Origin of the sequence: Mesorhizobium sp. DCY119, assembly GCF_003590645.1 — a bacterium.
Lineage (GTDB): Bacteria > Pseudomonadota > Alphaproteobacteria > Rhizobiales > Rhizobiaceae > Mesorhizobium_M.
The window spans coordinates 4,772,956-4,798,719 of sequence record NZ_CP031834.1 but is presented as its reverse complement, the minus strand read 5'-3'; the positions used below and the strand labels follow the sequence as shown (position 1 = coordinate 4,798,719).

The following is a 25,764-nucleotide window of genomic DNA, read 5'->3' as shown; positions in this document are numbered from 1 at the left end:
GACGCTTAATGCGCCGGCCTTATCTCGCCGTCCCCGTCCAGCACGAGCGCATGGGCGTCGTCCTTGGTGAGGATCTTGGAGACGCGGGCAAAACTTGTGAACGCCTTGCGGGCATCTTCGGTCGGAACCTGCTCGATCATGGCAGCCAGGCAGGCATTCATCGCCGTCTGATAGACAGGCCCCTGCCTGCCGACCGGCCACTCGTGAAGGAAGGTCATGGCGTCGTCGACGCTGTAGATTTCCGTAACCGGCTGGCCAGCTTCCGGGTTTATGCGTACCGGAATGACGAACTGCAACCTGTCCATTTCAAACCTCATCTCCTGATCAGAGAAGAAATCCCGCCCCGCTAGAATATGGGCATGCATGCGCCTCGCGCCAATCACGATCGAGACATGTGGTTAAACGCCGGGGGCCGATGGAGGTTGCATCAGGACAACAATGCCGCTTTGACCTTCGAAACTGCAGCCATAATAGGTCTCTGGCCTGCGAATTCGCGCCTGTGCGATTGCGCGACGCGAGTGCGGGCTTTGCGATCCGTCGGAAGAATGCAGCCAGTGGTAAAATCAGCATGGTGTGATATGTTGACATAAAGATGTCGTTATGTGACATGCGCAGACATGTCGCTTAAGGTGCAAAATATGTCGCAGTCAAATAACACCCTCGATGCACTGTTCGGTGCCGTTTCAGCACCGCGCGACGGCGCGGAGATACGCGCCGCACTGGAAAAGGCGGCGCGCGAGCGCATCCTCATCCTCGATGGCGCGATGGGCACGCAGATCCAGGGGCTCGGCTTCGACGAGGACCATTTTCGCGGCGAGCGCTTCGGCGGCTGCGCCTGCCACCAGCAGGGCAACAACGACCTTCTGATCCTGTCGCAGCCGGCAGCGATCGAGGAAATCCACTACAAATATGCCATCGCCGGCGCCGACATCATCGAGACCAACACCTTCTCCTCGACCTCCATTGCCCAGGCCGATTACGGCATGGAGGACATGGTCTACGATCTCAACCGTGATGGAGCGCGTCTCGTGCGCCGCGCGGCGATCCGTGCCGAGCAGGAAGACGGCAAGCGCCGCTTCGTCGCCGGCGCGCTCGGGCCGACCAACCGCACGGCCTCGATTTCGCCGGACGTCAACAATCCCGGCTACCGCGCCGTAACCTTCGACGATCTGCGCATCGCCTATGCCGAGCAGCTGCGCGGCCTGATCGACGGCGGCGCCGATTTGATCCTGATCGAGACCATCTTCGACACGCTGAACGCCAAGGCTGCGATCTTCGCCTGCAGCGAGGTCTTTGCCGAGAAGGGCATCGATCTGCCGATCATGATTTCGGGCACCATCACCGACCTTTCCGGCCGCACTTTGTCGGGCCAGACGCCGACGGCCTTCTGGCATTCGGTTCGCCACGCCAGCCCGTTCACCATCGGGCTCAACTGCGCGCTCGGCGCCAACGCCATGCGCGCGCATCTGTCCGAAATTTCGGATGTCGCCGACACTTTCGTCTGCGCCTATCCCAATGCCGGCCTGCCCAACGAATTCGGCCAGTATGACGAGAGCCCGGAATTCATGGCGGCGCAGATCGAGGATTTTGCGCGCGAAGGCCTGGTCAACATCGTCGGCGGTTGCTGCGGCTCGACGCCCGAGCATATCCGCGCCATCGCCGAAGTCGTGAAGAAATATCCGCCGCGCGCACTGCCCGAGATCGAGCCGAAGATGCGGCTGTCGGGCCTCGAGCCTTTCGTGCTCACCGACGAAATCCCCTTCGTCAATGTCGGCGAGCGCACCAACGTCACCGGCTCGGCCAAATTCCGCAAGCTCGTTACGGCCGGAGACTACGCCGCAGCCCTCGATGTCGCGCGCGATCAGGTCGTCAATGGCGCGCAGATCATCGACATCAACATGGATGAAGGCCTGATCGACTCGCAAAAGGCGATGGTCGAATATCTCAACCTCATCGCCGCCGAACCCGATATCGCCCGCGTGCCGGTGATGATCGACAGTTCCAAATGGGATGTGATTGAGGCCGGCCTGAAATGCGTGCAGGGCAAGCCGCTGGTCAATTCCATCTCGATGAAGGAAGGCGAGGAGGCTTTCCTGCATCACGCGAAGCTGTGCCGGGCCTATGGTGCGGCGGTCGTCGTCATGGCCTTCGACGAGCAGGGCCAGGCCGACACGCAAGCCAGAAAAGTCGAGATCTGCACCCGCGCCTACAAGCTGCTCACCGAGCAGGCCGGCTTCCCGCCGGAAGACATCATCTTCGACCCCAACATCTTCGCGGTCGCCACCGGCATCGAGGAGCACAACAATTACGGCGTCGATTTCATCGAAGCGACGCGCGAAATCATCAATACGCTGCCGCATGTCCATATCTCCGGCGGCGTCTCCAACCTGTCTTTCTCCTTCCGCGGCAACGAGCCGGTGCGCGAGGCCATGCACGCCGTGTTCCTCTATCACGCCATCCAGGCGGGCATGGACATGGGCATCGTCAATGCCGGCCAGCTCGCCGTCTACGAATCGATCGATCCGGAACTGCGCAAGGCCTGCGAGGACGTCGTGCTCAACCGCCGCGACGATGGCACCGAGCGCCTGCTGGAGCTTGCCGAGCGCTACAAGGGCACGGCCGGCAAGGAGGCCAAGGAGCGCGATCTTGCCTGGCGCGAATGGCCGGTCGAGCAGCGCATTTCACACGCGCTGGTCAATGGCATCACCGAATTCATCGACGCCGACACCGACGAGGCGCGGCTGAAGGCCGAGCGCCCTCTGCACGTCATCGAAGGCCCGCTGATGGCCGGCATGAATGTCGTCGGGGACCTGTTCGGCGCGGGCAAGATGTTCCTGCCGCAGGTGGTCAAGTCGGCCCGCGTCATGAAGCAGGCGGTTGCCGGCCTCCTGCCGCATATGGAAGCCGAGAAGATCGCCAATGCCAAGAACGGCATTGCCTCCAGTGGTCGCGAGAGTGCGGGAAAAATCCTGATGGCGACGGTGAAGGGCGATGTCCACGACATCGGCAAGAACATCGTCGGCGTCGTGCTTGCCTGCAACAACTACGAGATCATCGATCTCGGCGTCATGGTGCCGGCAACCAAGATACTGCAGACAGCGAAAGAGCAGAATGTCGACATCATCGGCCTGTCCGGCCTGATCACGCCCTCGCTCGACGAGATGGTGCATGTCGCTGCCGAGATGGAGCGCGAGGGCTTCAGCGTCCCGCTGCTCATCGGCGGGGCGACGACCAGCCGCGTGCACACTGCGGTGAAAATCCACCCGCGCTATGAGCGCGGCCAGACCGTCTATGTCACCGACGCCAGCCGTGCCGTTGGCGTGGTTTCCAGCCTGCTGTCGGCCGACGCCAAGCCCGGCTATGTCGATAATGTCCGTGCCGAGTACAAGAAGGTGGCGGATGCCCATGCCCGCTCCGAGGCTGACAAGCAGCGCCTGCCGCTGGCCAAGGCGCGCGCCAACGCCCACAGGATCGACTGGACGAACTACCAGCCACCAAAGCCGTCCTTCCTCGGCACGCGCACCTTCGAGAACTGGGACCTTGCCGAACTCGCCCGCTACATCGACTGGACGCCCTTCTTCCAGACATGGGAGCTGAAGGGCCGCTATCCGAAAATCCTTGAAGACGAGGCGCAGGGCCCGGCCGCGCGCCAACTCTTCGAGGATGCGCAGGCGATGTTGAAGCAGATTATCGCCGAAAAATGGTTCACGCCAAAGGGCGTCATCGGCTTCTGGCCGGCCAATGCCATCGGCGACGACGTTCGGCTCTACACCGACGAGGGCAGGGCGCAGGAACTCGCAACCTTCTTCACGCTGCGCCAGCAACTGGCCAAGCGCGACGGCCGCCCGAACGTGGCGCTGTCGGATTTCGTCGCGCCCGCCGACAGCGGCAAGCCCGATTATGTCGGCGGCTTCGTGGTCACGGCGGGCATCGAGGAGGTAGCGATTGCCGAGCGCTTCGAGCGCGCCAACGACGACTATTCCTCGATCCTCGTCAAGGCGCTGGCCGACCGCTTCGCCGAGGCTTTTGCCGAGCGCATGCATGAAAAAGTGCGCAAGGAATTCTGGGGTTACGCGCCGAATGAGGCCCTCGCGCCGGACGAGTTGATCGGCGAGCCCTATCAGGGCATCCGTCCCGCGCCCGGCTATCCGGCGCAGCCAGACCATACCGAGAAGGTGACGCTGTTCAGGCTGCTCGATGCCGAGAAAAAGGCTGGTGTCAGCCTGACCGAAAGCATGGCGATGTGGCCCGGCTCGTCCGTCTCGGGCATGTACCTCTCGCACCCCGAAAGCTATTATTTCGGTGTTGCCAAGGTCGAGCGGGATCAGGTCGAGGACTACGCCGCCCGCAAGGACATGGCGGTGATCGAGGTCGAACGCTGGCTCGGTCCGATCCTCAATTACGTGCCGGCACCCCGTGCCGAGGCGGCGGAATAGCAGCGGATTTTTCCGCTGTCGCCTTTGCGCTTGGGCCATGTCGCTTTCGTATCGCCGTGCGCGCCGATTCGGTGATTATATCGGGACACTTGAGGTGCTGGTGCGCTTGATCGCGGACCGGAGAATTGGGAAGCCGGTTTGATGCCGGCGCTGCCCCCGCAACGGTGGTGGAGAATGTCACGGCGGGAGACCACTGGGCCGCAAATGGCTTGGGAAGGTGTCCGTGACGGGTCCTGCAGGACCGCTCCAGAGCCCGGAAACCAGCCTTGAGTGTTGTAAATTCGACTGATCGCGGTGGGCGATCAAGCGGCGGATTTTTGCGCGGACAGGCTCCAGCGGGCGTTGCCGTGCAATCTTTCTCCCCTGACATCACCACCAGTTCAGTCCTTGGATAGCGAGGACAGGACATGGATGCGCGCAATGAGATGCTGCGGCAGTTACGCAACCGCCGCGAGGGCTTCAGCCTCGAGCAGGCTTTCTACACCGATCCGGACTATTTCAAGCTGGATCTTGAGCTGATCTGGTATCGCGACTGGCTGTTCCTCGGCCATGATTGCGAATTGCCCAAGCCCGGCAGCTACATCACCGCGCAGATCGGCGACTATCCCGTGCTGGTCGTGCGCGACCAGAAGGGCGACATCCGCGCCTTCCACAATTCCTGCCGCCATCGCGGCTCGCGCGTCTGCACCGCCGAAAAGGGCACGACGGCCAAGCTCGTCTGCCCCTATCACCAGTGGACCTATGAGCTCGACGGCCGCCTGCTGTTTGCCCGCCAGATGGCCGAGGGCTTCGATAAGAACCAGTTCGGCCTGAAGCCCGTCGCCTGCGAAAGCGTCGGCGGCTACATCTTCATCTGCCTCGCCAAGGAGCCTGCGGATTTCGCGCCGATGCGGGCGATGGTCGAGCCTTATCTTTTGCCGCACCGCCTGCGCGACGCGAAGGTCGCTTTCGAAAGCACCATCGTCGAGAAGGGCAACTGGAAGCTGGTCTGGGAAAACAACCGCGAGTGCTATCACTGCGCGGCGAACCATCCCGAACTTTGTAAGACCTTCCCGGAAGCTCCGACAGTCACCGGCGTCAACGGTGCCGAAAGCGATCCCGAAATGCTTGCCCATTGGGCGAAGTGCGAGGCTGTCGGCCTGCCGAGCAAGTTCCGCATCGATGCCGGTGGCCAGTACCGTGCCACGCGTGCGCCGCTGCTGCGCGACGCCGTCAGCTACACGATGTCCGGCAAGCGCGCGGTGAGGAAGAACCTTTCCGATATCGTCACTGCCGACAAGATCGGCGCGCTGCTGCTCTATCACTACCCGACCACCTGGAACCATGTGCTGGGCGACCACGCCGTCACCTTCCGCGTGCTGCCGATCTCGGCAACCGAAACGGCAGTCACCACCAAATGGCTGGTGCACAAGGATGCGGTCGAGGGTGTCGACTACGATCTCGCTGAACTCACCCATGTCTGGACCGAGACCAACGATCAGGACCGCAGGATCGTCGAGGAAAATGCCTTCGGCATCAAGTCGCCGGCCTATGAGCCCGGACCTTACTCGGTCGAGCATGAGGGCGGCGTGATGCAGTTCGTCGAATGGTACTGCAACTTCATCGAGCCGCGCCTGACCGACGACGAAAAGCCGGCGCTGCGCAGCGTGGCCTAAGACCATGAGCCCGAACCGTAGGACCGCGTTAGCGAAAAGTGGTTGCCGGTTTTCGGACAAGCTCATGGTCAATCAAACGGAACTAAGCGGATGAACGCGATGACGGAACTTTCCCTTTATCGGCATCTGGACGAGATGGTGCCGTGGAACGACCGGCTGCAGGTGCTGGAATGCATCGGCGTGATCGACGAGGCGTCGGAGGTGAAGACCTTCATCTTCCGCTCCGACAACCAGACCTGGTTCCGCTACCAGCCCGGCCAGTTCGTCACGCTGGAACTGCCGCTGGAAGACGGCCCGCTGATGCGCACCTACACGCTGTCCTCCAGCCCGTCGCGGCCGTTCTCCATCGCGGTCACGGTCAAGGCGCAGGCCGGCAGCGTCGGCACGCGCTGGATGTTCGACAATCTCGTGCCCGGCGTCCACATCAAGGCCTACGGCCCGGCAGGCGATTTCTCCCATCACAACCATCCGTCGGCGAAATACCTGTTCGTCTCCGCCGGTTCCGGCGTCACGCCGATGATGTCGATGCTGCGCTGGCTGAACGATTGCGCGCCATGGACCGACGTCGCCTTCGTCAACTGCGCGCGCCGCCCGGAAGAGATCATCTTCCGCAAGGAGCTGGAACTGCTCGGCAGCCGCATGCCCGGCCTGTCGCTCGGCTTCCTCATCGAGGAGCGCTCGAACCGAGAAGTCTGGAGCGGCCATATGGGCCGCATCGATGCCGTGCGCCTGCCGCTTCTGGCGCCCGATTTCCGCGACCGCGAAGTCTTCTGCTGCGGCCCCGACCCGTTCATGCGCGCGGTGCGCCAGATGCTCGAGGCCGCAGGCTTCGACATGGCGCATTATCATCAGGAAAGCTTTGGCGCGCCTCCGGTGGAAGTCGTTCCGGCGCCGTTCTCCGACGCCTCCACGCCCGCGCCCGATAGCGCGCCTGTCGAGCAGATCACCCCGATCCGCTTTGCGCTGTCGGATATCGATGCCGACTGCGTCTCCGGCCAGACCGTGCTGCAGACGGCCCGCGCTTCCGGCGTGCGCATATCAGCCGCATGCGAGTTCGGCCTGTGCGGCACCTGCAAGATCAAGAAGGTCTCGGGCGAGGTCGAGATGAGCCACAATGGCGGCATTCTCGACCACGAAATCGAGGACGGCTTCATCCTCGCCTGTTGTTCGAAGCCGCTCGGTGCGCTGACGGTCGAGGCCTGATCCATGGGCTCGCATTGGCAATCGGGCGCGATCGAGCGTCCCGCCGGCTCGGCTGCGTCCGTCGAAGACCCAGCCCTGTCGTGCCCGGAAGATATCTTCCTGTCGTGGCTGCTATGGCTGCCGCAAGGCAGCGACATACGCACTGCCGCCGCCCGCGAAGTCGCTCGCCTCGATCGCCGTGCGCCATTGCCCGATGGCCTGCGCCGTCTGCGAGGCATGTTCATGCTCGCCGCAAACGGCTCGGCCGTTTAGGCATTTCCACATCGGCTTTTTCCACACACCGCCAAACCCGGTTGACGCTCGCCGGACGCACAGCTACCAGTGGAATCGGAATTGGTTCCGCTTCACGGCGGATGAAAAGGGAACACGGTGAGATCGACAGATCGAAGCCGAGACTGCCCCCGCAACTGTAGCCGGCGAGCTTTCTTTCAACCAGGCCACTAAAAGCGCTTCAGCGCGATTGGGAAGGCGAAAGACAAGCATAGACCCGGAAGTCAGGAGACCTGCCTTTTCCGGTCACCCATGCTTGAACACGGGGTGTGTTCAGGCGCGGTCGCCCGTGGCGGTGACATTTGAAAAAGTGTTGCCGCATGCCGGGGTTGGCCGAGGGTTCGATGTCGTCGTTTCATAGTCTGCCTGTCGATCATTTTCCTGTCTGCGGTTTGTCATCAAACCTTCGGGCGCGCTTTGCCGCCCGCCAAAAGCCTATCGGGGGCAGACATGCAGAAATCGACCATTTTGGCTGGCGCATTGGCGCTGGCTTTCACGAATAATGCCGGCGCGCAGGAGCTGGATGACGGCGCCGCGGACGTAATCAAACTCGACACGGTCGTCGTCACAACGCCGCTGCGGCGCGAGACCACGCTGGCGCGCTCGACCTCGTCGGTGACGGTCATCGACCGCAGGGAGATCGAGCAGTCGGCAGCACCCGACCTGCCGTCGCTGCTGAAGTCCTATACCGGCGTTTCGATCATTTCCTATGGCGGGCAGGGGGCGTCGGCCAATGTCTATCTGCGCGGCATGTCGGCCACCCAAACGCTGGTGTTGATCAACGGCGTGCGGGCAAGCTCGGCCACCAGCGGCACGACCTCCATCTTCAACATCCCGCTGGCTTCGATCGAACGCATCGAGGTCGCCAAGGGCGCGCATTCGGCCCAGTACGGCGCCGACGCCATGGGCGGCGTCGTCAACATCATCACCAAACAGGGCGGAGCCTGCGCCGATGGCCGCAATGCCTGTGCCACGCTCACCACCGGCGTCACCCATCCCTGGGGCGGCTATGTCTCCGGCACCGTCCAGGGACGCAGCGAAAGCGGCGTGAACTACGCGCTCAGCGGCAGCCTGCTGGGCACGCGCGGCTATGACTTTACCACGCCGCTCGCCTGGGGTCACGAGCCCGACGATGACGGCTTCCTGCAAGGCTCGGCCAATCTTTCGCTCTCGAAGGAATTTGATTGGGGCCGGCTCTACGCCGACGGCCTGTTCGCGCGCGGCCGTAGCCAGTACGACGCGACGTTCCCATCCGCAAACGAAGTCGACACCACGACCTTTGCCGGCAAAGTGGGCGCGCATGTCCTCCATTCCGACAGCTGGTCCTCGACGGTCGAACTCAGCTCCGGCCTCGATTACTCGACCAATTTCCGCGACGACGTGCCGGGTGGCGACAGCCAGTTCGACACGCAGCGCTACGGCATATTCGCCTCGACCGAAAAACGCTTCGAGACCGGCAAGGCCAGCCACATCCTGACGGGCGGCGTCGAAGCCTATCGCGAGCAGGTCGATTCGACCGTCGACTTCGCCGTCGATTCGCGCGACCTGGCCGCACTTTTCAGCCAGTATTCGCTGGAGTACGAGGCGCTCCGCGTCGACACGGGCATCCGCTATGATCACAGCAGCCAGTTCGGCAGCGCCACCACCTACAATGTCGGCGCGAGCTACGAAGTGCTGCCCGATCTCGTGCTGCGCTCGTCCTACGCCACCGGCTTCCGCGCGCCGACCTTCAACGATCTCTATTATCCCGGCTATTCCAACCCGGATTTGAAGCCTGAAAAGTCGCGCTCCTACGAGGTCGGGCTGAACTGGCAGGCAACGGCTGGCACCAGCGTCGACCTCGCTTTCTATCAGACCTTCCTCGCCGACGCGATTGCCTCCAATCCGCCGACCTATCTTCCCTTCAACGTCGCAAGCGCCCGCATAACCGGTTTCGAGGTGACGCTGGCGCACCGCTTCAGCGACGAATGGAGCGGCAAGGCCACGATCGACATCCGTGAGCCGCTCAACCAGGACAATGGCAAGTACATTCCCTATCGCGACCGCTTCAAGGCAACGGCCGAACTCACCTACAGCCCGACCGAGCAGCTCGACCTGACGGCGAAAGTTCTCTATGGCGCGGCGCGCTATTCCAATGCGGCCAACACCGTCGAACTGCCGGACTACGTGACGGTCGATTTCACCGCGCTCTATGCCCTCGATGCGCAGTCGCAGTTCAAATTCTCGGTCGAGAACATGTTCGACGAGGAATACGCCACCGTCACCGACTACCGCGCGCCGGGGCGCACTTTCAATCTGAGCTTTACGCGAACGTTCTGAACGGTGAGGTTCTGCATCGGGCCTCTATTGGGGCCCGGTGCCCGGAGAAAAGCATGAAACGAATCATGGCGATCTTGATGGTCTCGGTTCTCAACGCCTCTGCGGCTCTCGCCGCCGAGGCTCCGCATCGCGTCGTCTCGATGAATGTCTGCACCGACCAGCTCGCCATGCTGATCGCCGGCGAGGGCCAGCTTTATTCGGTCTCCTATCTCGCCGGCGACAGGAATGCGTCGGTGCTTGCCGATCAGGCTGGCGGCTATGTGGTCAACCATGGGCTGGCGGAGGAAGTCTTTCTCATGCAGCCGGACCTGATCATCGCAGGCACCTTCACGACGCGCACGACCGTCGAGCTTCTGCGGCGGCTCGGCTTTCGCGTGGAGGAATTTGCGCCGGCAAATTCCCTTGACGACATCCGCGAACACATCTCGCGCATGGGCACGCTGCTGGGACGGCAGGAAAAGGCGTCTGCGCTTCTGGCCGAGATCGATGACGCGTTAGCGAAGCTCCGCGCGCAGCCGCCCTCCGGCAAGTCTGTCGCGACCTACTCCGCCAACAGCTACACCTCCGGCTCCGGCACGCTGGTCGATGCGCTGATCGGCATCTCCGGCCTCGAAAACATCGCTGCGCGGCTCGGCCTCACCGGCACGTCGAAACTGCCGCTGGAACTGCTGGTGCTCGCCGATCCCGATCTCGTCGTCTCCAGCGAGGGCGATTATCCAGGCCCCGCACTGGCCGAGGAGGGCTATGTCCACCCTGCCTTCAAGGCGCTGACAGCGGGCAGCACGGCCGTCAATATCCCGTCGAAGTACACGATCTGCGGCGCCCCCTTCACGCTCGAAGTCGCGCGGATTCTGCAGGATGCGGCGGGGGCGGCCAAATGAGCGAGACCGCCCGCTACCGCCTGCTGCTCGTGGTGCTTGGCGCAGCGACACTCATCCTGTTCCTGCTGTCGCTCACCGTTGGCCCCGCTGCACTTGGTTTTACCGAAAGCATCGCCGCACTGTTCTCATCGAAGGCCGGCGCCATCGCCCTCATCATGCAGGAAATCCGCCTGCCGCGTGCCATCCTTGGCCTGATGATCGGCGCGACGCTCGGCCTATCTGGTGCAGCGCTGCAGGGCTATCTGCGCAACCCGCTGGCAGAGCCGGGATTGATCGGCGTCAGCGCCACCGCCTCGCTCGGCGCGGTCATCGCCATCTACACCGGCTTCTCGGCGGTCTTCCCGCTTGGCCTGCCGCTGGCAGCGCTTGCCGGAGCCGTGCTCGCGGTGCTGGTCGTGCAGGCCATGGCCGGCATGAAGGGCGGCGCGCTCACCATCATCCTCGCCGGCGTCGCAGTCTCAAGCTTCGCCGGCGCCATGACCTCGCTGGCGCTCAATCTGTCGCCGAACCCGTTTGCCGCACTCGAAATCATGTTCTGGATGCTCGGCTCGCTCACGGACCGCTCCATGACCCATGTCTGGCTCGCCGCACCTTTCATGATCGTCGGCTGGGTCATGCTCGCCTCGCTCGGGCGGGCGCTCGACACGCTGACGCTCGGCAATGACGCCGCCGCCAGCATGGGCGTCGATATGCGCCGCGTGCAGTTCCTGGCAGTGTTCGGCACCGCCGCGTCTGTGGGGGCCGCAACCGCTGTTGCCGGCGCCATCGGCTTCGTCGGCCTCGTCGTGCCGCATATATTGCGTCCGCTGGTCGGCTCGCGCCCGTCGCGGCTGCTGCCGGCCAGCGCGCTCGGCGGTGCCTGCGTTCTGCTCGCCGCCGACATTCTGGTCCGCATCATCGCGCCGGGAAAGGACCTCAAGCTCGGCGTCCTGACGGCCATCGTCGGTGCGCCGTTCTTCCTCTGGCTCGTCTACCGCACGCGGAGGAACCTGCTGTGACCCTCCTTGCCATCGATCAACTTCATGCTTCGCTCGGCGGCAAGCCGGTACTGCACGGGCTTTCGCTTGCCGTTCAGGAAGGCGAGTTCGTCGGGCTGATCGGCCCGAATGGTGCCGGCAAATCGACGCTGCTGCGGGCGGCCCTCGGCCTCATCCCCTCGACCGGAAAGATTGCGATTGCCGGCAAGGATGCAGCCTTCATGCCGGCGAAGGAGCGCGCGCGTCACCTCGCCTATCTGCCGCAGGAGCGCGAGATCGGCTGGCCGGTTTCGGTCGAGATGCTGGTTTCGCTCGGCCGCGCGCCGCATCGGCCTGCCTTTGCCGGACTTGATGCGGCGGACACGGCAAAGATCGAAGAAGCCATGCGCCGCATGGAGGTCGACGCCTTCCGACACCGTCCCGCGACCGACCTTTCCGGCGGCGAGAAAGCGCGGGTGCTGATTGCCCGCGCGCTCGCGCAGGATGCGCCGCTGCTGCTGGCCGACGAGCCGACCGCCGGCCTCGACCCTTCGCACCAGATCACGCTGATGCGCCTGTTTGCGGCACTCGCCTCGGAGGGCCGGGGCGTTGTCGCTTCGCTGCATGATCTTGGCCTTGCGGCGCGCTGGTGCACGCGGCTCGTTCTCATCGACAAGGGCCGCATCGTTGCCGACGGCGCGCCGCGCGCGGTGCTGACGGCCGCGCGCCTGCGCTCGGTCTATGGCGTAGAGGCTTATCTCGGCGAGACGCAAGGCGGCATGCTGGTCATGCCGCTGGACGTCGCCGGCTGACGGACTTGGGAGGGCGAAACATGGAAACGCTGCAAAACCTCATTCGCGATCATCTGCGCGACTGGCAGACGGGCTGGAGCATGGGCACCTTCGGCGCGATCGCCGAATTCCATCAGGATCGCGACGAGACGCCGGTCATCGATGATGGCTTCACGCTGTCGCGCGCGACCCGGCGCGGCGCGATCCATATCGACCGCAAGCGGCTGGATGAAGTGGTGCCGGTCGCTTATGAAACCGTCAGCCCGCGCGCCCATCGCTGGAGCCAGGCGGTCGCATTGTGCCTGCCGGAAGCGCTGGCGCGTCGTGAGGCCCGTTCCGTCCTGACAGAGCTTGGTCCCGACGACGACGCCATTCGCGGCATAGACCACACCGGCATCCTGTTCGACATGGGTCTGTCGCTCCCGCAATGCGATTTCTGCATCCGCACCAGCGATCCGAAGCTGCTGACAGTGCTGCGCGCCAATCTCGGCCATTCGCTGTTCGAGCACGACAATGCCGCCATGCCGGCCATTCTTTCCGCCCACCCGCACCGCGTCGCGCTGACCCATATCGGCCGCGTCGAGGTGTTCCAGAAGATTGGCGGCCCCGACACCGGCGGCGTCTCGCCCCCCGGTCCGCACACGCATCTGCTGCCGAAGCTGTTGCGAACCGGTCGCACCCATTCCGCCAACACGCCGATCCCGGAAGGGCTGATGCCGCTCGGTTCGCTTCACCCCGGCAATCCGGTCATCGGTGCCATGGGCGAAGACATCGAATTCGATGCTGGGCTGCATCGGCATTTCCAGGATCTTTATTCCGCCTATGGCGACCCCAATCTGGTGATGCTGAAGCGGACCGTTCTCGGCGCGCTGCAACGTGGCGGCGACCCGGAAGGTTTTGTCATTCCCGATGGCCGCTTCGAGCGCGGCGTCGTGCGCCTGGCGCTACGCCAGCAGGCGCGGCTGGCCGAGCATCAGCAGGATTCCGAACTGGCACACCGGCTTACGATATGGCGCAGGGTGCATGACCAGCGCAGCGACGCCGAACTGGAGGACGACGATTCACCGGGGCATTGACTGGTGATTTTTGTGAGTGTTTTTGCGGCAGAACTGCCCCTTACCCTCTCCCCGTAAGGACGGGGAGAGGGGGTCATCAACGTAGCGGCCAGCCTCCGTCTACCCATCATTGCGGGAGAAGGACGAAGCTCGACGCTGACGCTCCCTCTCCCCATTTTTCACGGGGAGAGGGTAAGGGTGAGGGGCAACCTCAACCTCAAATCCGCTTCCCGTCCTGATCGAACAGAAACGCCCGCGTCCCGTCGAGGCCGAAGCGCGCGCCGTCGCCGGCGTTGAAGCTGCGGGCATCGCGGCTTTCCACGGTGATCGTGCCACCCTCGGGCAGTTGCGCATGCGCGTAGGTGACGCCGCCGAGACGCTCGACCAGCGTGACCTTGCCGGAAAGCGCGCTGGCTGCCCCGTCTGCCACCACGAAATGCTCGGGCCTTATGCCGAGGCTGACCGCCGTTCCAAGCTTAGGCGGCGCGCCGCGCGTCGCGACCGCCATGCCCGTCAGCCCAAGCTTCGGCGCCGCTACCATCGCCTTGCCGCCTTCCACGCCGACGACCGTCACCGGCACGAAGTTCATGCGCGGCGAGCCGATGAAGCCGGCGACGAAACTGTTGTCGGGGTTTTCGTAAAGCTCCAGCGGCGCGCCGACCTGCTCGATGCGGCCTGCGCGCAGCACGACGATGCGGCTTGCCAGCGTCATCGCCTCGACCTGGTCGTGGGTGACGTAGATCATCGTCGTGCCGAGTTCCTGATGCAGCCGCGCGATTTCGATACGCATCTGCACGCGCAATTCGGCATCGAGGTTGGACAGCGGCTCGTCGAACAGGAACACGCCAGGCTGGCGCACGATGGCCCGCCCGATCGCCACGCGCTGGCGCTGGCCGCCGGAAAGCTCGCGCGGCTTGCGTTGCAGATAGGGTTCGAGATGCAGGATCTTGGCGGCTTCCGCCACCTTGCGGTCGATCTCTTCCTTCGGCCGCTTCGCCATCTCCAGCGGAAAGCCCATATTGGTCGCCACTGTCATATGCGGGTAGAGCGCATAGGTCTGGAACACCATGGCGATGCCGCGCTTGGCCGGGTCTTCGCCGGTCACGTCGCGTCCGCCGATCTCGATGCGCCCGTCCGAGGTGGTTTCGAGCCCGGCGATCATGCGCAGCAGCGTGGACTTGCCGCAGCCGGACGGCCCGACGAAGACGACGAATTCGCCATCCTTGACGTCGAGATCGACGCCGCCGATCACCTCGGTTTCGCCGAAGCGCTTCTTCACTTTCTGGAGCGACAGGCCCGCCATGACTATACCTTCAAACTATTTGACCGCGCCGTCGGTCAGGCCGGAAACGAACCAGCGGCCGACAAGGGCGAAGAGGGCGACGACCGGAATGATCGCGGCTGTGGCGCCGGCAAGCAGCAGGCCCCAGTCGATCTGATACTGGCCGATGATGCCGGCAAAGCCGACGGGAATGGTGCGCCGCGCATCCGACACGATCAGCACCGAAGCGAACAGATATTCGGTCCACGACGAGATGAAGGCAAAGATCGCGACGCTGGCGATGCCCGGCGCGATCAACGGCATCAGGATGCGCACGAGAATGGTGGTCGTCGGCGCACCGTCGACCACTGCTGCTTCCTCGATCTCGCGCGGGATGGTGGCAAGGAAGGAGCGCATCATCCAGATCGAGAAGGGCAGCGCGAAGGCGACATTGACGACAACCAGCGCCACCGGGCTGTCGATCAGCCCGACCTTGGCGAACAGGCCGTAAAGTGGGATCAGCACGACGACGCCGGGGAAGGCATAGGCGAGCAGGATCGTGCGGTAGAGCGCATTGCGGCCGGGAAATTCCATGCGGAAAAAGGCATAGGCCGCTGGCAGAGCCAGCAGCACCGTGAACGCCGTCGAGAACGAGGCGACGATGAGGCTGTTGATGAGATAGACCGGGAAGTCCGACGCCTGCAGCAGCTTCTCGAAATGCTGCAGCGTAAAGCTCTCCGGGATCATCGTCGGTACGCGCTGGATGATCTCACGCGGCAGTTTGATCGAGCCGGTGATGACCCACCAGAACGGCATGCAGATCAGAAGCGCGATCAGCAAAAGCCCGCCATAGAGCGACAGCGCCTGTCCGAATGTGCGTTTCATCGGGCGGCCTCCTGCGCGGTCATGGCGCGCGTGGCGAGGAAAGCAAAGCCCATCAGCAGGATACTGGTCAGCACCGAAACGGTTGCCGCTTCGCTCAGCCGATAGCCTTTGAAGGCGGTCTCGTAGATCAGCACCGGCAGCGTCTGCGTGGCGCCCGCCGGTCCGCCCGCAGTCAGCAGCCAGATCACATCGAAGACGTTGAAGGACAAGAGCGTGCCGACAACGCCGAGTACCAGTAGCGTCGGCTGAAGCAGCGGCCAGGTGATGCGCTTGAAGCGCTGGAAGGTGCCTGCACCGTCGATGCGCGCGGCCTCGTAGAGATCGCTCGGGATGCGCGTCAGCCCGGCCAGCATCATCAGTGCGGTGAAGGGAAACCAGCGCCAGGAATTGATCAGGATCAGCGTCGTCATGGCGCTTTCGCGGGTGGCGAAGAAGCCGACAGGGCGCTCGATGACGCCCGCTTGAATGAGCAGTGGGTTGATCATGCCGCCCGACGATGACAGCAGCCAGCGCCAGATGATGACGACGACCACAGTCGGCACGATCCAGCTCAGGATGACCCAGGTGCGGGCGATGCGGACGCCGGGAAATTTCTGGTTGAGGATCAGCGCGGTCGCCAGCGCAAGTGCCGTCTGCACCACGGCGTTGCCCAGAACCCAGACGACACTGCGCCCCAGCGCGCGCCAGAACCCGGCGCCGCCGAGGATCGCGGTATAGTTGGCAAGCCCGACATAGTGGCCTTGCGAGCCGATCACGCCGACATCCTGAAAACTCAGGATGACGGCCTGAACCAGCGGCCAGCCGAGAACTGCCAGCAGGAAGAGCAGGGCAGGCGACACGAACAGGAAGGCCAGCGTCGTGTTCTTCATCGTGTCTGTTCCCGCCCTAAGGTCTCTTACTTCTTGGCGATTTCGGACATACGTGCCTGGCCGCCCTTGACGGCATCGGCTGCACTCTGCCCGTCCACCACGATATGCTGCAGCGTCTCGGCGATTACGTTCTGCGCCGAGATGGCGCCGATCGACGGGAACACCTTTCCGGTGGTGAAGCCGAACAGCTTGCCGGCATGCGAGTTCGAAATCATCGTCTCGACCTGTGACTTGTACTTGGTCACGGTCTTGTCGTTCCAGAACGAGTCCGCCTTGGCGCCGTCGTCGGTCACCGGCAGGAACAGGCCCGGCTCCATGGTCAGGAAGCGGCCATAGTTAGCCGGCTCCAGCAGCCAGGCCAGGAAGACCTTGGCAGCGGCCTGCTTGGCCTCGTCCTTGGTCGTCAGCATGATGGCGTTGGAGTAGGAGATCGTCGCCGATTCGCTCTGGTCGTCGGCGTGCGGGACAGGTGCGACGCCAAGATCGGCGGCATCGCCTTCGGCCTGCGTGTCATAGGTGTTGATGACGCCGAACTGCAGGATCATGCCGCAGGTGTTGCTGGCAAAGCAGGCTTCGGCCTCGCCCCAGGTCCAGGAGCCGTTGTCGGCCGGCGAAAGCTTGGCGAGCTTGCTGTAGAAGTCGTAGGCGTTGACGGTCGCCGGCTTGTCGAAGTCGATCGAGCCGTCGTCCTTGTAGATGTCGGCAGCGCCGCTGTTGACCATGACGCTGTAGACGGTCTGGTCGGTGTAGAGCTGCTTGTTGGCGGGAAGGCCGATGCCGTATTTGCCGTCGGTGCTGAGCTTTTCGGCAGCAGCCTGCCATTCGCTCCAGGTCTTCGGCACTTCGACGCCGGCAGCCTTCAGCACGCTGTTGCGGTACCACAGCGAGATCGCCATGTTGTAGGCTGGCACGGCCCAGACGTGATCGTCATACTTGTAGGGTGCCAGCGTCGCTTCGATGAAGCCGTGCTTGGCGTCGAGATCCTTGACCAGGTCGTCGACCGGCACGACCGCGTCGATGCCCTTCAGAACCGTGGTGAAATCGGGAATGGTGAAGAGCAGGTCCGGGCCATTGCCGGCGGCAAAGGCGGCAGGCGCCTTGGCATAGACTTCGCCCCAGCTCTGCGGCTCCTGCTTGACCTGGATGTCGGGATGGGCGGCGTTGAATTCGTCGAGCAGTTCCTTCATGCGCTGCACGCGGTGCGGCGGCTGCTCCATGTGCCAAAGCGTCAGGTCGACCGGCGCGGCATAGGCGGTGCCGGTCAGAAGCGTCGCGGCAAAGCCGGCAAGTGTCAGAAGTCTCGTCAGTTTCATCATGTAGTCTCCCATTAATTCGCGGCTCCCCTTGAGTCCGCGGAATTTCCTCAAAGATGTGGATTGCGCGGCCTGTAGCGGACGATCAGCGCCTCGTTGGCCTCCTTGGCGCCCGGCATGTTGGCGCTGAGATAGATCGGCGCGTTGATGCCGCTGGATTGCAGCCGCACGGCGGCCTCCACGAACACCGCGTTCATCAGCGCCGCCCCGATCGAGGTCGAGATCGGCCCGACACGCAATTCGCTGCCCGGCACGCTCATGGTTGCGTCGCCGGGAGGTGCTCCATTGTCGAGCACGATGTCGGCGACGTCGGCAAGCCGGGTGCGGCCATTGGCGGCCTGCTTCGAATAGATTTCGGAGGTGATGGCAATAACCGTCGCGCCCTTCGCCTTGCCGAGCTGGGCGGCTTCCACTGTCGCTGTGTTGACGCCGCTGTTGGAGACGACGATCAAAACGTCGTTCGGACCCATGGGATAGCGCTCGAAGATCGGCGCGATGATGCCGGACATGCGCTCGAAGACGGTACCGGCAACAGCACCCTCATGCACCATCGTCGTGGACGACAGGATCGGCACGGTCAGCGCCAGCCCGCCGGCGCGGTAATGCGCCTCCTCGGCCATGGTGTGGCTGTGGCCGGTGCCGAAGATATAGACCAGCCCGTCGGCCTTGGCGGTGCGCTCGACCGCATCTGCCGCAGCCGCGATCGAACCGGCATTCTCCTCGATCAGCCGTCCGGTGCGCGCGGTCAGGTCGGCAAGATAGGCGGCGGCGTGCGGGGTGTTGGTCATGCGTCTTTTCCGAGTGTCAGGTTGACCCGCATCACGAAACAGTCGCCGCGATAGACCGAGCGGACATATTCGATCGGGCGTCGCGTTGCGTCGAGCGTGCGGCGAGTGAGGATGAGAACCGAACTCTGCATCGGGATGCCGAGAGCGGCCGCACTCGAGGCATCGGGATGCGCCGACCACAGCCTTTGCTCGGCCTCGCTCGGATAGATGCCGTAGTCCTCGCGCAGCACGCGGTAGAGCGAGTCGGTGGTGAAGTCGGCGCGGTCGAGCAGTTTGGGCGCAAGGGCTGCCGGAATTTCGGTGCGCTCGAGCCCGACCGGCTCGGCGTCGGCCAAGCGCACGCGCACCAGCCGGTGCACCGGCGCATGCTCGGCAATGCCAAGGGCGTTTGCCGCTTCGAGGTCGGCGGCACCCACGCCGGCGTCCAGAACGATGGAGGAGGCGACACGGCCGCCGCGCTGCATGTCTTCGGTGAAGCCGCTGAGCGTCGAAAGCTGCTGTTCGATCTGCGGATGGGCAACGAATGCGCCGCGCCCCATGCGGGTCTCGACCAGCCCGCGCCGCTCCAGAACCTTCAGCGCCTGCCGCGCCGTCATGCGGCTGTAGCCAAGCTCCTCGGCCATCTGCCGCTCTGAGGGCAGGCGCTCGCCCACCTTCAGCGCGCCGGATGCGATCTGCGCCGCGAAGTCATTCGCGATGCGCTGGTAGAGCGGTTGCTGGTCGGCGGCTATAGACGTCATGGGCACCGGTATATTCCATTGGTTTGAGTGGTATGCACCACTCAAACGCGCCCTGTAAAGCCATTTGCCGCCTATTTCCCCAATGCTGCGTCGCGACGGGCGCGATAGGCGATGAAAGCGCTGTCCCATGCAGGTTTGACGGAAGCGTCGGGTTCATGCCGGCGCTGGATTTCACGCGTCGAGACCGAGGCCTCGCGGATCGATGAAAAGCGCCCGATGGCGGTGGCGGCAAGCAGGGCCGCACCCCGCGCGCCGAACTCTGTGCCGGCCGGCACCAGCACGGTCGTGCCGAGGCAATCGGCGATCATCTGCGTCCACATCGGGCTGCGCGCGCCGCCGCCGGTCAGCAGGATTTCGTGGCCGGTACCCTCCAGATCCTGGAACAGGTCGCGCAGCGCCAGCGCCACGCCTTCATAGACCGCGCGGATCATATGCGGGCGACCATGCCGGGGCGAAAGGCCGTGGAAGCCGGCCCGCGCCTCGCGGTTCACCACCGGAGCGATGATGCCGCTTTCGCTGAGATAGGGGAGATAGACTACGCCTTCGCTGCCGATCGGAATGGGGACGATCATCGCCTCCATGCGGGCATAAAGGTCCGGCTCCTTCGCCAGCTCGGGCAGCAGCGTTTCCACCGCCCAATCGAGATTGAGCGTGCCGGCGACATTGACCATGGCGCGGTACCAGGTCTCGCCCGGCAGCGTGAACAGCAGGCCGAGATCAGGCGGGGTGAAGACGGGATGGTCCGAAACGACGCCGACCATGCAGGTCGTGCCGAGCACGGCCATCGCCATGCCGGCCTCCAGCGCGCTGGCGCCTGTCACGGTCGCCGGCACATCGCCCGCGCCGATGGCCACCGGTGTACCCTCTGCCAAACCCGTTGCCGCGGCCGCTTCAGCGGTGACGAAGCCGCCGACAGTTTCGGAATCGGCCACCGGGGGCAGTTTGTTCGCGAGGTCTGAAACCTGGAATAGCTCGAGCATCTCGGCGCTGCGGTCGCGGTCGCGCGCGCTGCCGGGGGCGACCGCCGCCTCGGTGCGGTCGGCGGCAACCTTTCCGGTCAGCTTCAGCCGCAGAAAGTCCTTGTAGCTGAAGGCATGCGCCGCGCGGTCCAGCACCTTCGGCTCATTCTCCTTCAGCCATGCCATCAGCGGCAGGGTGCAACCCTGCTGCACCACACAGCCGTCCGACTGGAAGATGCGCTGATAAAAGTCCGGGACTTCCTCCGCGCGCCGTTCCATCCAATCCTGCGCGCGGCTGTCCTCCCAGATGATGCCCGGGCGCAGCGCGTTGCCGGCTTCGTCCACCAGCCATGCGCCGACCATCGCCGCCGACAGGCCAACAGCTGCGATATCCGCGCCGGTGACGCCCGCGTCCTTCAGTGCTGCCTTGACCGCCGCGGTTGCCGCCTCCCACGCCGAAGCCGGATCGATCTCCGACCAGCTTGGATGCGGTCGTTGCAGGCGAATGCGGTGCGCGCCGGCGCCAAGCTGCCTGCCGGCCTCATCGAACACGGCGGCCTTGGTAACGGACGAGCCGGCATCTATGCCGAGAAAATAGCGGCTCATGTGCAAGCCCCATTGGCGCAACGCAAAGCCGAAAAAGTCCCCGGCGCAATGCCGAGTGTGACGAAATCCGAAAAACGCATTCTATGCTCCGATGCCCAGTTCCGCGACGAAATCGTAGGCGTCGCCACGAAAGATCGAACGGCTGGATTCAACGATGCGGCCGTCTTCCAGCCGCGTGATTCTGTGGATGTCGAGTGCCGCCGATCCAATGGGAACCTGAAGCAGCTTCGCCGTCTCGGCATCGACATTGATAGCGGTGAAATGCTGCACGGCCCGCGCCGGCTTGTAGCCGCGCGCCCGGAACGTCTCGTAGAGCGAAGCGCCGACATCTTCCGGGTTGGCAAGCACGCTGGCCGGCGTCAGCGACCATTCCACCGCGATCGGTTCACCATCGGCCAGCCGCAGGCGGCGCAGGCGAATGACCGGCTCACCGGCAGGGATGCCGAGCAGGTCGGCTTCTTCCGCACTGGCCGATGCGCGTTCGCGCGACAGCCAGCGCGTTCCCGCCTCCCTGCCGCGCGACTTCATGTCCTCGGTGAAGGAGTAGAGCTGGCTCAGGCTCTGCACCAGCCGCTCCGGTCCACCGGCGACATAGTTGCCGCTGCCATGGCGCTGGACGATCAGCCCGTCCTCGACCAGCCCGACGATCGCCTTGCGCACGGTGACCCGGGAAATGCCGAGCTGGACGGCTAGCTCGCGCTCGGATGGCAGTGCTGCACCCGGCTTCAGCTCGCCCGCCGCGATTGCCTCGGCAACCAGCGTCTGCAGGCGTCGATAGGCAGGCGCCGGATCGTCCCGGTTCAGTTTGTCGGCAGAAAAAATGTCGGGAAGCGCCACGTTGCACCATAATACCAGAGTAATACCAACATAATACCAATCTGAGCGCCGCCGCAATGGGCTGGTGATGGCCTGAGACGCCTCTTGCACAGCCTGCGCAAGGACCGCTATCGAGGGACGCACATGGCGTTCAGATTCCTTCACACAGCGGACTGGCAGATCGGCAAGCCCTTCGGCAACGTTCCGGGCGATGCCGGCGCGGAGCTGCGCGCCCAGCGCATCGCCACCATCGGCACTATCGCCCGGCTGGCCGCGACACGCGGCGTCGATGCCGTGCTGGTCGCCGGCGATGCCTTCGACAGCAACGAAGTGCAGGACCGCACCATTCTGCGCACTTTGGATGCGCTGAAACCCTTTTCCGGCCGCTGGATATTCCTGCCCGGCAACCATGACGCAGCACTCGCCCACAGCGTCTGGAGCCGCATGCGCCAAATGGGGCTGGAGTCCAACATCACCATCGCCGACAAGGCGGAGCCGATCGCAGGCTGGGACGGCCGCGCCGTCATTCTGCCCGGGCCGCTGTCGCGCCGGCGCGAATCGCTCGACCAGACCGAATGGTTCGACACCGCCGCGACGCCTGAGGGCGCAATCCGCATCGGCCTCGCCCACGGCAGCGTCGCCAACCGCCTGCCGGGGGCTGCCGAAGCCAGCAACGAGATTCCGGAAACCCGCGCCCAGACGGCAGGGCTCGCCTATCTGGCGCTCGGCGACTGGCACGGTTCGCTGAAGATCGCGCCGAGAACCTGGTATTCCGGCACGCCCGAAACCGACCGCCACCGCGCCAACAGTTCCGGTCTGGTTCACATCGTCGATCTCGACGGTGCCGCTGCGCCGGAGCGCGTCGAGGTGGTGCCGGTCGGCCACTATCAATGGCACCAGCTCGAGGCCCAATTGCTCGATGGCACCTGTCAGGCCGCGCTCGATGCGTTGTCCTCGATCGAAAACGAAGCCGCACGCCGCGTCGTCTCGCTCACCTTGCGCGGCGGCGTCAGCCTGGCGGAACGCTACCGCCTCGGCACCGAACTGTCGTCTTGGCAGCACCGGTTCCATCATCTCGAGATCGACGATGCCGGCCTCTTCGAGGAGCCGACCGAAGACGATCTCGACGCGCTGGATTCTTCCGGCTTCGTGCGGCTGGCCGTCGACCGGCTGAAGGCCAAGGCCGGCGATCCGGCAGACCCGTCGAATGCTGCCGCGCGCGTCGCGCTGCGCATGATGTATGTCGACCATATGAGCGGCACATGAAGCTGCGCCGCATCGAGGTCACGGATTTCCGCAAGCTCGGCCATGTTGTCATCGACGATCTCGGCGACGGCCTCAACGTCGTCGTCGGCGACAACGAGGCCGGCAAATCGACCTTGCTCGCCGCCTTGCGCGCCGTGCTGTTCGAGCGCCACCGCGTCGGCGGTGCCGCAGCCGCGGCGATGCAGCCCTACAACCAGTCGGTCCGGCCGGAAATCCGGCTCGACTTCGAACGGGATGGCGCTGCGTGGCAGTTGCGCAAGGCCTTCTGCCAGCGCCCGGAGGCTGAACTCGCCGGCAATGGCGAGCGCTACACGGGTGACGCCGTCGAGGAAAAGCTGGCCGAAATGTTCGGCTTCACGCCGCCCGGTTCAGGTGGATCGAAGCCGCAGGAACATCACGGCGTCTTCGGCCTGCTCTGGGTCGAGCAGGGCACCTCGCACCGCGCGCTTGGCATCGGCAGCGGGCGTAACCATCTCGCTTTGGCGCTCGAAAGCGAAGTCGGGCAGGTGACCGGCGGCGAGCGCGGACGTGCGCTGCTGGCCGCAGCCGAGGAGCGAAAATCCGGCTTCTGGGACAAGCGCGACAACCCGCGGGGAGAGTTCCGCGCGCTTGCCGCACAGCTTGAAGCCGATCGCGAACAGCTTGCCACGCTGCAAAAGCAGATGGCCGAGCATGACGCGCAGGTTTCGCGGCTCGCCGGGGTGCAAAATATCCTTGCCCGTCACACGCGCGACGACTCGCTCAACCAGGCGATCCAGAAAGCGGTCGCTGCCCGCGCAGCCGCAGCCGGCGTTGCCCGGCTGGAGGAAAAGCATCAGGCAGCCGTGGGCGGTGTGGAACGGGCACGGCTGAGGCTGGACGCTGCCATGTCCCGCAACATGGCGCGGCGCAGGCTGGCCGCCGATCTGGCTACCGACAGGTCGGAGATGGACGCAGCCAGTGCTGCGCGAAACGACACCAGCGCCGAACTCGCCCGGCTCGATGCGATCGCCGGCAAAACGGCGGCGTGTCTGAGCGAAGCCGCCAGGGCCGAGCAGGAGGCAGCAGGGCGCGTGCGCCGCATGGAACAGGCGATCGCGCGGCGTCAGGCCACCGAAGCGGTCGAGCGCCTCACCAGCCAGTTGAAGCTTGCCGAGGATGCCGACGCGGCCCGGCGAAAAGCGACGGCAATTGCGGACGCGACCCGCTTGACGGCGGGCGACATTGCCGCGCTGGAAAGCCTTGAACGGGATCTGTATCAGGCACGCGTCAGGCTCGAGGCCGCCGGCGTCCGTATCACGCTTCATCCCGATGCTTCGCAGTCGGCGCGTCTCGACGGCAGGCTGGTTGCATCCGGCGAACTCGTTGTGTCGCGCGACGCGAAGCTTGTCCTTGAAGGCTATGGCGAGATCGGCATTCATCCCCGTGGCGGCACGGAAGACTTGCTGCGTGCGGCGGAGACCGCCGAAAAGGCATTCCAGCAGGCGTTGCATAGGCTTGGCTTTGCCGAACTGGTCGCCGCGCGCAATGCGCTTCGCCTTCAGGAAAACGCCCGCGCGGAAGCCGCCAATCTTGGCAGGACGGTTGCTGCCGTCGCTCCCGGCGGCATCGAGGCGCTGAAACAGCAACTGGCGCGCAATGCCGTCCTGGTGAGTGCGGGCGAGGCTGCTGACTGCTCCGAGCCCGGCGATCTTGAGGCCGCGCAGCGAGAGATCCACGAAATGCGCGGCCGGCTTGCAGTTCTGGAAAGCGAAGCCCGGGCGCGGCGCGCAGCCGCCGAGACCGCTCGGCGCGAGCTGGCAGTGCTCGACGAGCGCTCCTCGGCCGCCGGCCTGCGCTACGGGAAACGCCTCGAGGAATTGTCTGCGGCACGGCAGGTCACCGGCGACCGGGTGCTGGAAGATGAACTCGCAGCCGAGCAGCAGGCTTTTCAGGCCGCCGATCAGGAACGTCAGGCGGCAAGTGCAGCCCTCGCCAATGCCGATCCGGAAGCAAAGCAACTTGCCTTGCGGCAGGCCGAACAGGCCGAGACGATGATCCGCAGGGACATCACCGCGCTCGACATCGAGAAGCGCGAGATCGAAGCGGCCTTGCGTGCGCTCGGCAAGGACGGGCTTGGCGAGCAGCTTGCTCAGTTGGAAGGTCAGGTCGCACTTGGCGAAACCCGCCTGAAAACCATGACGCTGGAAGCCGAGGCGGCCAAGCTTCTGTTCAACACGCTGTCGCAGGCGCAGCGCGAGATGCGAGACCTCTGGCTGGCGCCGGTGCGCGAACGTTCCGCGCCTTACCTCCGGTTGATCGAGGCCGACAGCAACATCGTGCTGCACGACGAGACGTTTGAGATCGATCAGGTCGTGCGCAACGGCGTTGCCGAGCCGTTCGTGGGCCTGAGCGTCGGCGCACGCGAGCAGATCGCCGTCATCACCCGCATCGCGCTCGCCGATATCCTGCGCGAGGCCGGCCAGGAATCCTGCATCGTGCTGGACGACGCGCTGGTCAACACCGACGAGGCGCGGCTGGAGCGCATGCACCTCATCCTGCACAAGGCGGCAGCCAACCAGCAGATACTGATCCTCACCTGCCGCGAACGCGACTTCCTGCAGCTCGGCGCGCCGATCCGGCGGATGTAGACTTCCCGTCCTTAGGGGTGGCGACGTTTTGTCTCTTGGCCTTCGGAGCCGTGGTCCCATATAAAGGCCTCGCAGGACGACCTGCG

20 protein-coding genes and 2 riboswitches are annotated in these 25,764 nt (G+C 64.5%); of the genes, 11 read left to right on the top strand and 9 right to left on the bottom strand.

All coding sequences use genetic code 11. The features are described 5' to 3' along the window. Window positions 1-5: 5 nt before the first annotated feature. Window positions 6-305, bottom strand: coding sequence for a DUF982 domain-containing protein (locus DZG07_RS23440; RefSeq protein WP_091916397.1), 300 nt, complete (start codon window positions 303-305; stop codon window positions 6-8). Between the two features lie 333 nt (window positions 306-638). Between DZG07_RS23440 and metH the strand changes: the two genes are divergently transcribed. The 9 genes from metH (at window position 639) to DZG07_RS23395 (ending at window position 13,587) form a co-directional block, all read left to right on the top strand. Beyond that, a complete protein-coding gene (metH, locus tag DZG07_RS23435; protein WP_119821197.1) occupies window positions 639-4,436 on the top strand; it encodes a methionine synthase in 3,798 nt (1,265 codons plus the stop codon). Window positions 4,437-4,511: 75 nt separating this feature from the next. Then, window positions 4,512-4,720, top strand: a riboswitch (cobalamin riboswitch). Between the two features lie 123 nt (window positions 4,721-4,843). Further along, window positions 4,844-6,091: an aromatic ring-hydroxylating dioxygenase subunit alpha gene (locus DZG07_RS23430; protein WP_119821195.1), complete on the top strand. Its 1,248-nt coding sequence runs from the start codon at window positions 4,844-4,846 to the stop codon at window positions 6,089-6,091. A gap of 99 nt (window positions 6,092-6,190) precedes the next feature. Beyond that, window positions 6,191-7,294 (top strand): hybrid-cluster NAD(P)-dependent oxidoreductase, encoded by a 1,104-nt coding sequence (locus DZG07_RS23425; protein WP_119822009.1) that lies wholly within the window; start codon window positions 6,191-6,193, stop codon window positions 7,292-7,294. Window positions 7,295-7,297: 3 nt separating this feature from the next. Next, window positions 7,298-7,546, top strand: a complete 249-nt coding sequence (locus tag DZG07_RS23420; RefSeq protein ID WP_119821193.1) for a hypothetical protein — start codon at window positions 7,298-7,300, stop codon at window positions 7,544-7,546. Window positions 7,547-7,611: 65 nt separating this feature from the next. Next, window positions 7,612-7,820: riboswitch (cobalamin riboswitch) on the top strand. 194 nt (window positions 7,821-8,014) lie between these two features. Next, complete coding sequence (locus DZG07_RS23415; RefSeq protein ID WP_119821191.1) at window positions 8,015-9,883, top strand: TonB-dependent receptor; 1,869 nt, start codon at window positions 8,015-8,017, stop codon at window positions 9,881-9,883. 53 nt (window positions 9,884-9,936) lie between these two features. After that, a complete protein-coding gene (locus DZG07_RS23410) occupies window positions 9,937-10,764 on the top strand; it encodes an ABC transporter substrate-binding protein (RefSeq protein WP_119821189.1) in 828 nt (275 codons plus the stop codon). Further along, window positions 10,761-11,762, top strand: a complete 1,002-nt coding sequence (locus DZG07_RS23405; RefSeq protein WP_119821187.1) for an iron ABC transporter permease — start codon at window positions 10,761-10,763, stop codon at window positions 11,760-11,762. Before DZG07_RS23410 ends, DZG07_RS23405 begins: the two co-directional genes overlap by 4 nt. Next, the gene (locus DZG07_RS23400) at window positions 11,759-12,532 is read left to right on the top strand and encodes an ABC transporter ATP-binding protein (protein WP_119821185.1); all 774 of its coding nucleotides are present in this window, start codon (window positions 11,759-11,761) and stop codon (window positions 12,530-12,532) included. The genes DZG07_RS23405 and DZG07_RS23400 overlap by 4 nt, the downstream gene beginning before the upstream one ends. Window positions 12,533-12,552: 20 nt before the next feature. Then, window positions 12,553-13,587, top strand: coding sequence for a hypothetical protein (locus tag DZG07_RS23395; RefSeq protein ID WP_091916419.1), 1,035 nt, complete (start codon window positions 12,553-12,555; stop codon window positions 13,585-13,587). 196 nt (window positions 13,588-13,783) lie between these two features. Here the strand turns inward: DZG07_RS23395 and ugpC are convergent, their stop codons facing one another. From ugpC to DZG07_RS23355, 8 genes are all read right to left on the bottom strand, one after another. Then, complete coding sequence (ugpC, locus tag DZG07_RS23390) at window positions 13,784-14,869, bottom strand: sn-glycerol-3-phosphate ABC transporter ATP-binding protein UgpC (protein ID WP_091916420.1); 1,086 nt, start codon at window positions 14,867-14,869, stop codon at window positions 13,784-13,786. 15 nt (window positions 14,870-14,884) lie between these two features. After that, window positions 14,885-15,712, bottom strand: coding sequence for a carbohydrate ABC transporter permease (locus tag DZG07_RS23385; protein WP_119821184.1), 828 nt, complete (start codon window positions 15,710-15,712; stop codon window positions 14,885-14,887). Continuing rightward, the gene (locus tag DZG07_RS23380; RefSeq protein ID WP_091916422.1) at window positions 15,709-16,581 is read right to left on the bottom strand and encodes a sugar ABC transporter permease; all 873 of its coding nucleotides are present in this window, start codon (window positions 16,579-16,581) and stop codon (window positions 15,709-15,711) included. The genes DZG07_RS23385 and DZG07_RS23380 overlap by 4 nt, the downstream gene beginning before the upstream one ends. 26 nt (window positions 16,582-16,607) lie before the next feature. Further along, complete coding sequence (locus DZG07_RS23375; protein ID WP_245429554.1) at window positions 16,608-17,897, bottom strand: ABC transporter substrate-binding protein; 1,290 nt, start codon at window positions 17,895-17,897, stop codon at window positions 16,608-16,610. A gap of 47 nt (window positions 17,898-17,944) precedes the next feature. Next, a complete protein-coding gene (locus tag DZG07_RS23370; RefSeq protein WP_119821182.1) occupies window positions 17,945-18,682 on the bottom strand; it encodes an SIS domain-containing protein in 738 nt (245 codons plus the stop codon). After that, on the bottom strand, window positions 18,679-19,422 hold the full coding sequence (locus DZG07_RS23365; protein WP_162931707.1) for a GntR family transcriptional regulator: 744 nt from the start codon (window positions 19,420-19,422) through the stop codon (window positions 18,679-18,681). Before DZG07_RS23365 ends, DZG07_RS23370 begins: the two co-directional genes overlap by 4 nt. A 71-nt stretch (window positions 19,423-19,493) precedes the next feature. Next, window positions 19,494-20,987 carry an FGGY-family carbohydrate kinase gene (locus tag DZG07_RS23360; RefSeq protein WP_119821178.1) on the bottom strand — a complete coding sequence of 498 codons (1,494 nt, stop codon included), beginning with the start codon at window positions 20,985-20,987 and terminating at the stop codon, window positions 19,494-19,496. A gap of 81 nt (window positions 20,988-21,068) precedes the next feature. Beyond that, window positions 21,069-21,824 carry a GntR family transcriptional regulator gene (locus DZG07_RS23355; RefSeq protein ID WP_091916426.1) on the bottom strand — a complete coding sequence of 252 codons (756 nt, stop codon included), beginning with the start codon at window positions 21,822-21,824 and terminating at the stop codon, window positions 21,069-21,071. Between the two features lie 123 nt (window positions 21,825-21,947). Between DZG07_RS23355 and DZG07_RS23350 the strand changes: the two genes are divergently transcribed. Together DZG07_RS23350 and DZG07_RS23345 are read left to right on the top strand one after the other, a co-directional pair. Continuing rightward, window positions 21,948-23,069, top strand: coding sequence for a DNA repair exonuclease (locus DZG07_RS23350; RefSeq protein WP_119821176.1), 1,122 nt, complete (start codon window positions 21,948-21,950; stop codon window positions 23,067-23,069). Next, window positions 23,066-25,678, top strand: a complete 2,613-nt coding sequence (locus tag DZG07_RS23345) for an ATP-binding protein (protein ID WP_119821174.1) — start codon at window positions 23,066-23,068, stop codon at window positions 25,676-25,678. Before DZG07_RS23350 ends, DZG07_RS23345 begins: the two co-directional genes overlap by 4 nt. The last annotated feature ends 86 nt before the right edge of the window (window positions 25,679-25,764 follow it).

Excerpts from the sequence above, each read along its gene's own strand:
- DZG07_RS23440 (WP_091916397.1), bottom strand. The coding sequence starts at position 305 with ATGGACAGGTTGCAGTTCGTCATTCCGGTACGCATAAACCCGGAAGCT.
- metH (WP_119821197.1), top strand. The coding sequence starts at position 639 with ATGTCGCAGTCAAATAACACCCTCGATGCACTGTTCGGTGCCGTTTCA.
- DZG07_RS23430 (WP_119821195.1), top strand. The coding sequence starts at position 4,844 with ATGGATGCGCGCAATGAGATGCTGCGGCAGTTACGCAACCGCCGCGAG.
- DZG07_RS23425 (WP_119822009.1), top strand. The coding sequence starts at position 6,191 with ATGACGGAACTTTCCCTTTATCGGCATCTGGACGAGATGGTGCCGTGG.
- DZG07_RS23420 (WP_119821193.1), top strand. The coding sequence starts at position 7,298 with ATGGGCTCGCATTGGCAATCGGGCGCGATCGAGCGTCCCGCCGGCTCG.
- DZG07_RS23415 (WP_119821191.1), top strand. The coding sequence starts at position 8,015 with ATGCAGAAATCGACCATTTTGGCTGGCGCATTGGCGCTGGCTTTCACG.
- DZG07_RS23410 (WP_119821189.1), top strand. The coding sequence starts at position 9,937 with ATGAAACGAATCATGGCGATCTTGATGGTCTCGGTTCTCAACGCCTCT.
- DZG07_RS23405 (WP_119821187.1), top strand. The coding sequence starts at position 10,761 with ATGAGCGAGACCGCCCGCTACCGCCTGCTGCTCGTGGTGCTTGGCGCA.
- DZG07_RS23395 (WP_091916419.1), top strand. The coding sequence starts at position 12,553 with ATGGAAACGCTGCAAAACCTCATTCGCGATCATCTGCGCGACTGGCAG.
- ugpC (WP_091916420.1), bottom strand. The coding sequence starts at position 14,869 with ATGGCGGGCCTGTCGCTCCAGAAAGTGAAGAAGCGCTTCGGCGAAACC.
- DZG07_RS23385 (WP_119821184.1), bottom strand. The coding sequence starts at position 15,712 with ATGAAACGCACATTCGGACAGGCGCTGTCGCTCTATGGCGGGCTTTTG.
- DZG07_RS23380 (WP_091916422.1), bottom strand. The coding sequence starts at position 16,581 with ATGAAGAACACGACGCTGGCCTTCCTGTTCGTGTCGCCTGCCCTGCTC.
- DZG07_RS23375 (WP_245429554.1), bottom strand. The coding sequence starts at position 17,897 with ATGATGAAACTGACGAGACTTCTGACACTTGCCGGCTTTGCCGCGACG.
- DZG07_RS23370 (WP_119821182.1), bottom strand. The coding sequence starts at position 18,682 with ATGACCAACACCCCGCACGCCGCCGCCTATCTTGCCGACCTGACCGCG.
- DZG07_RS23365 (WP_162931707.1), bottom strand. The coding sequence starts at position 19,422 with ATGACGTCTATAGCCGCCGACCAGCAACCGCTCTACCAGCGCATCGCG.
- DZG07_RS23360 (WP_119821178.1), bottom strand. The coding sequence starts at position 20,987 with ATGAGCCGCTATTTTCTCGGCATAGATGCCGGCTCGTCCGTTACCAAG.
- DZG07_RS23350 (WP_119821176.1), top strand. The coding sequence starts at position 21,948 with ATGGCGTTCAGATTCCTTCACACAGCGGACTGGCAGATCGGCAAGCCC.
- DZG07_RS23345 (WP_119821174.1), top strand. The coding sequence starts at position 23,066 with ATGAAGCTGCGCCGCATCGAGGTCACGGATTTCCGCAAGCTCGGCCAT.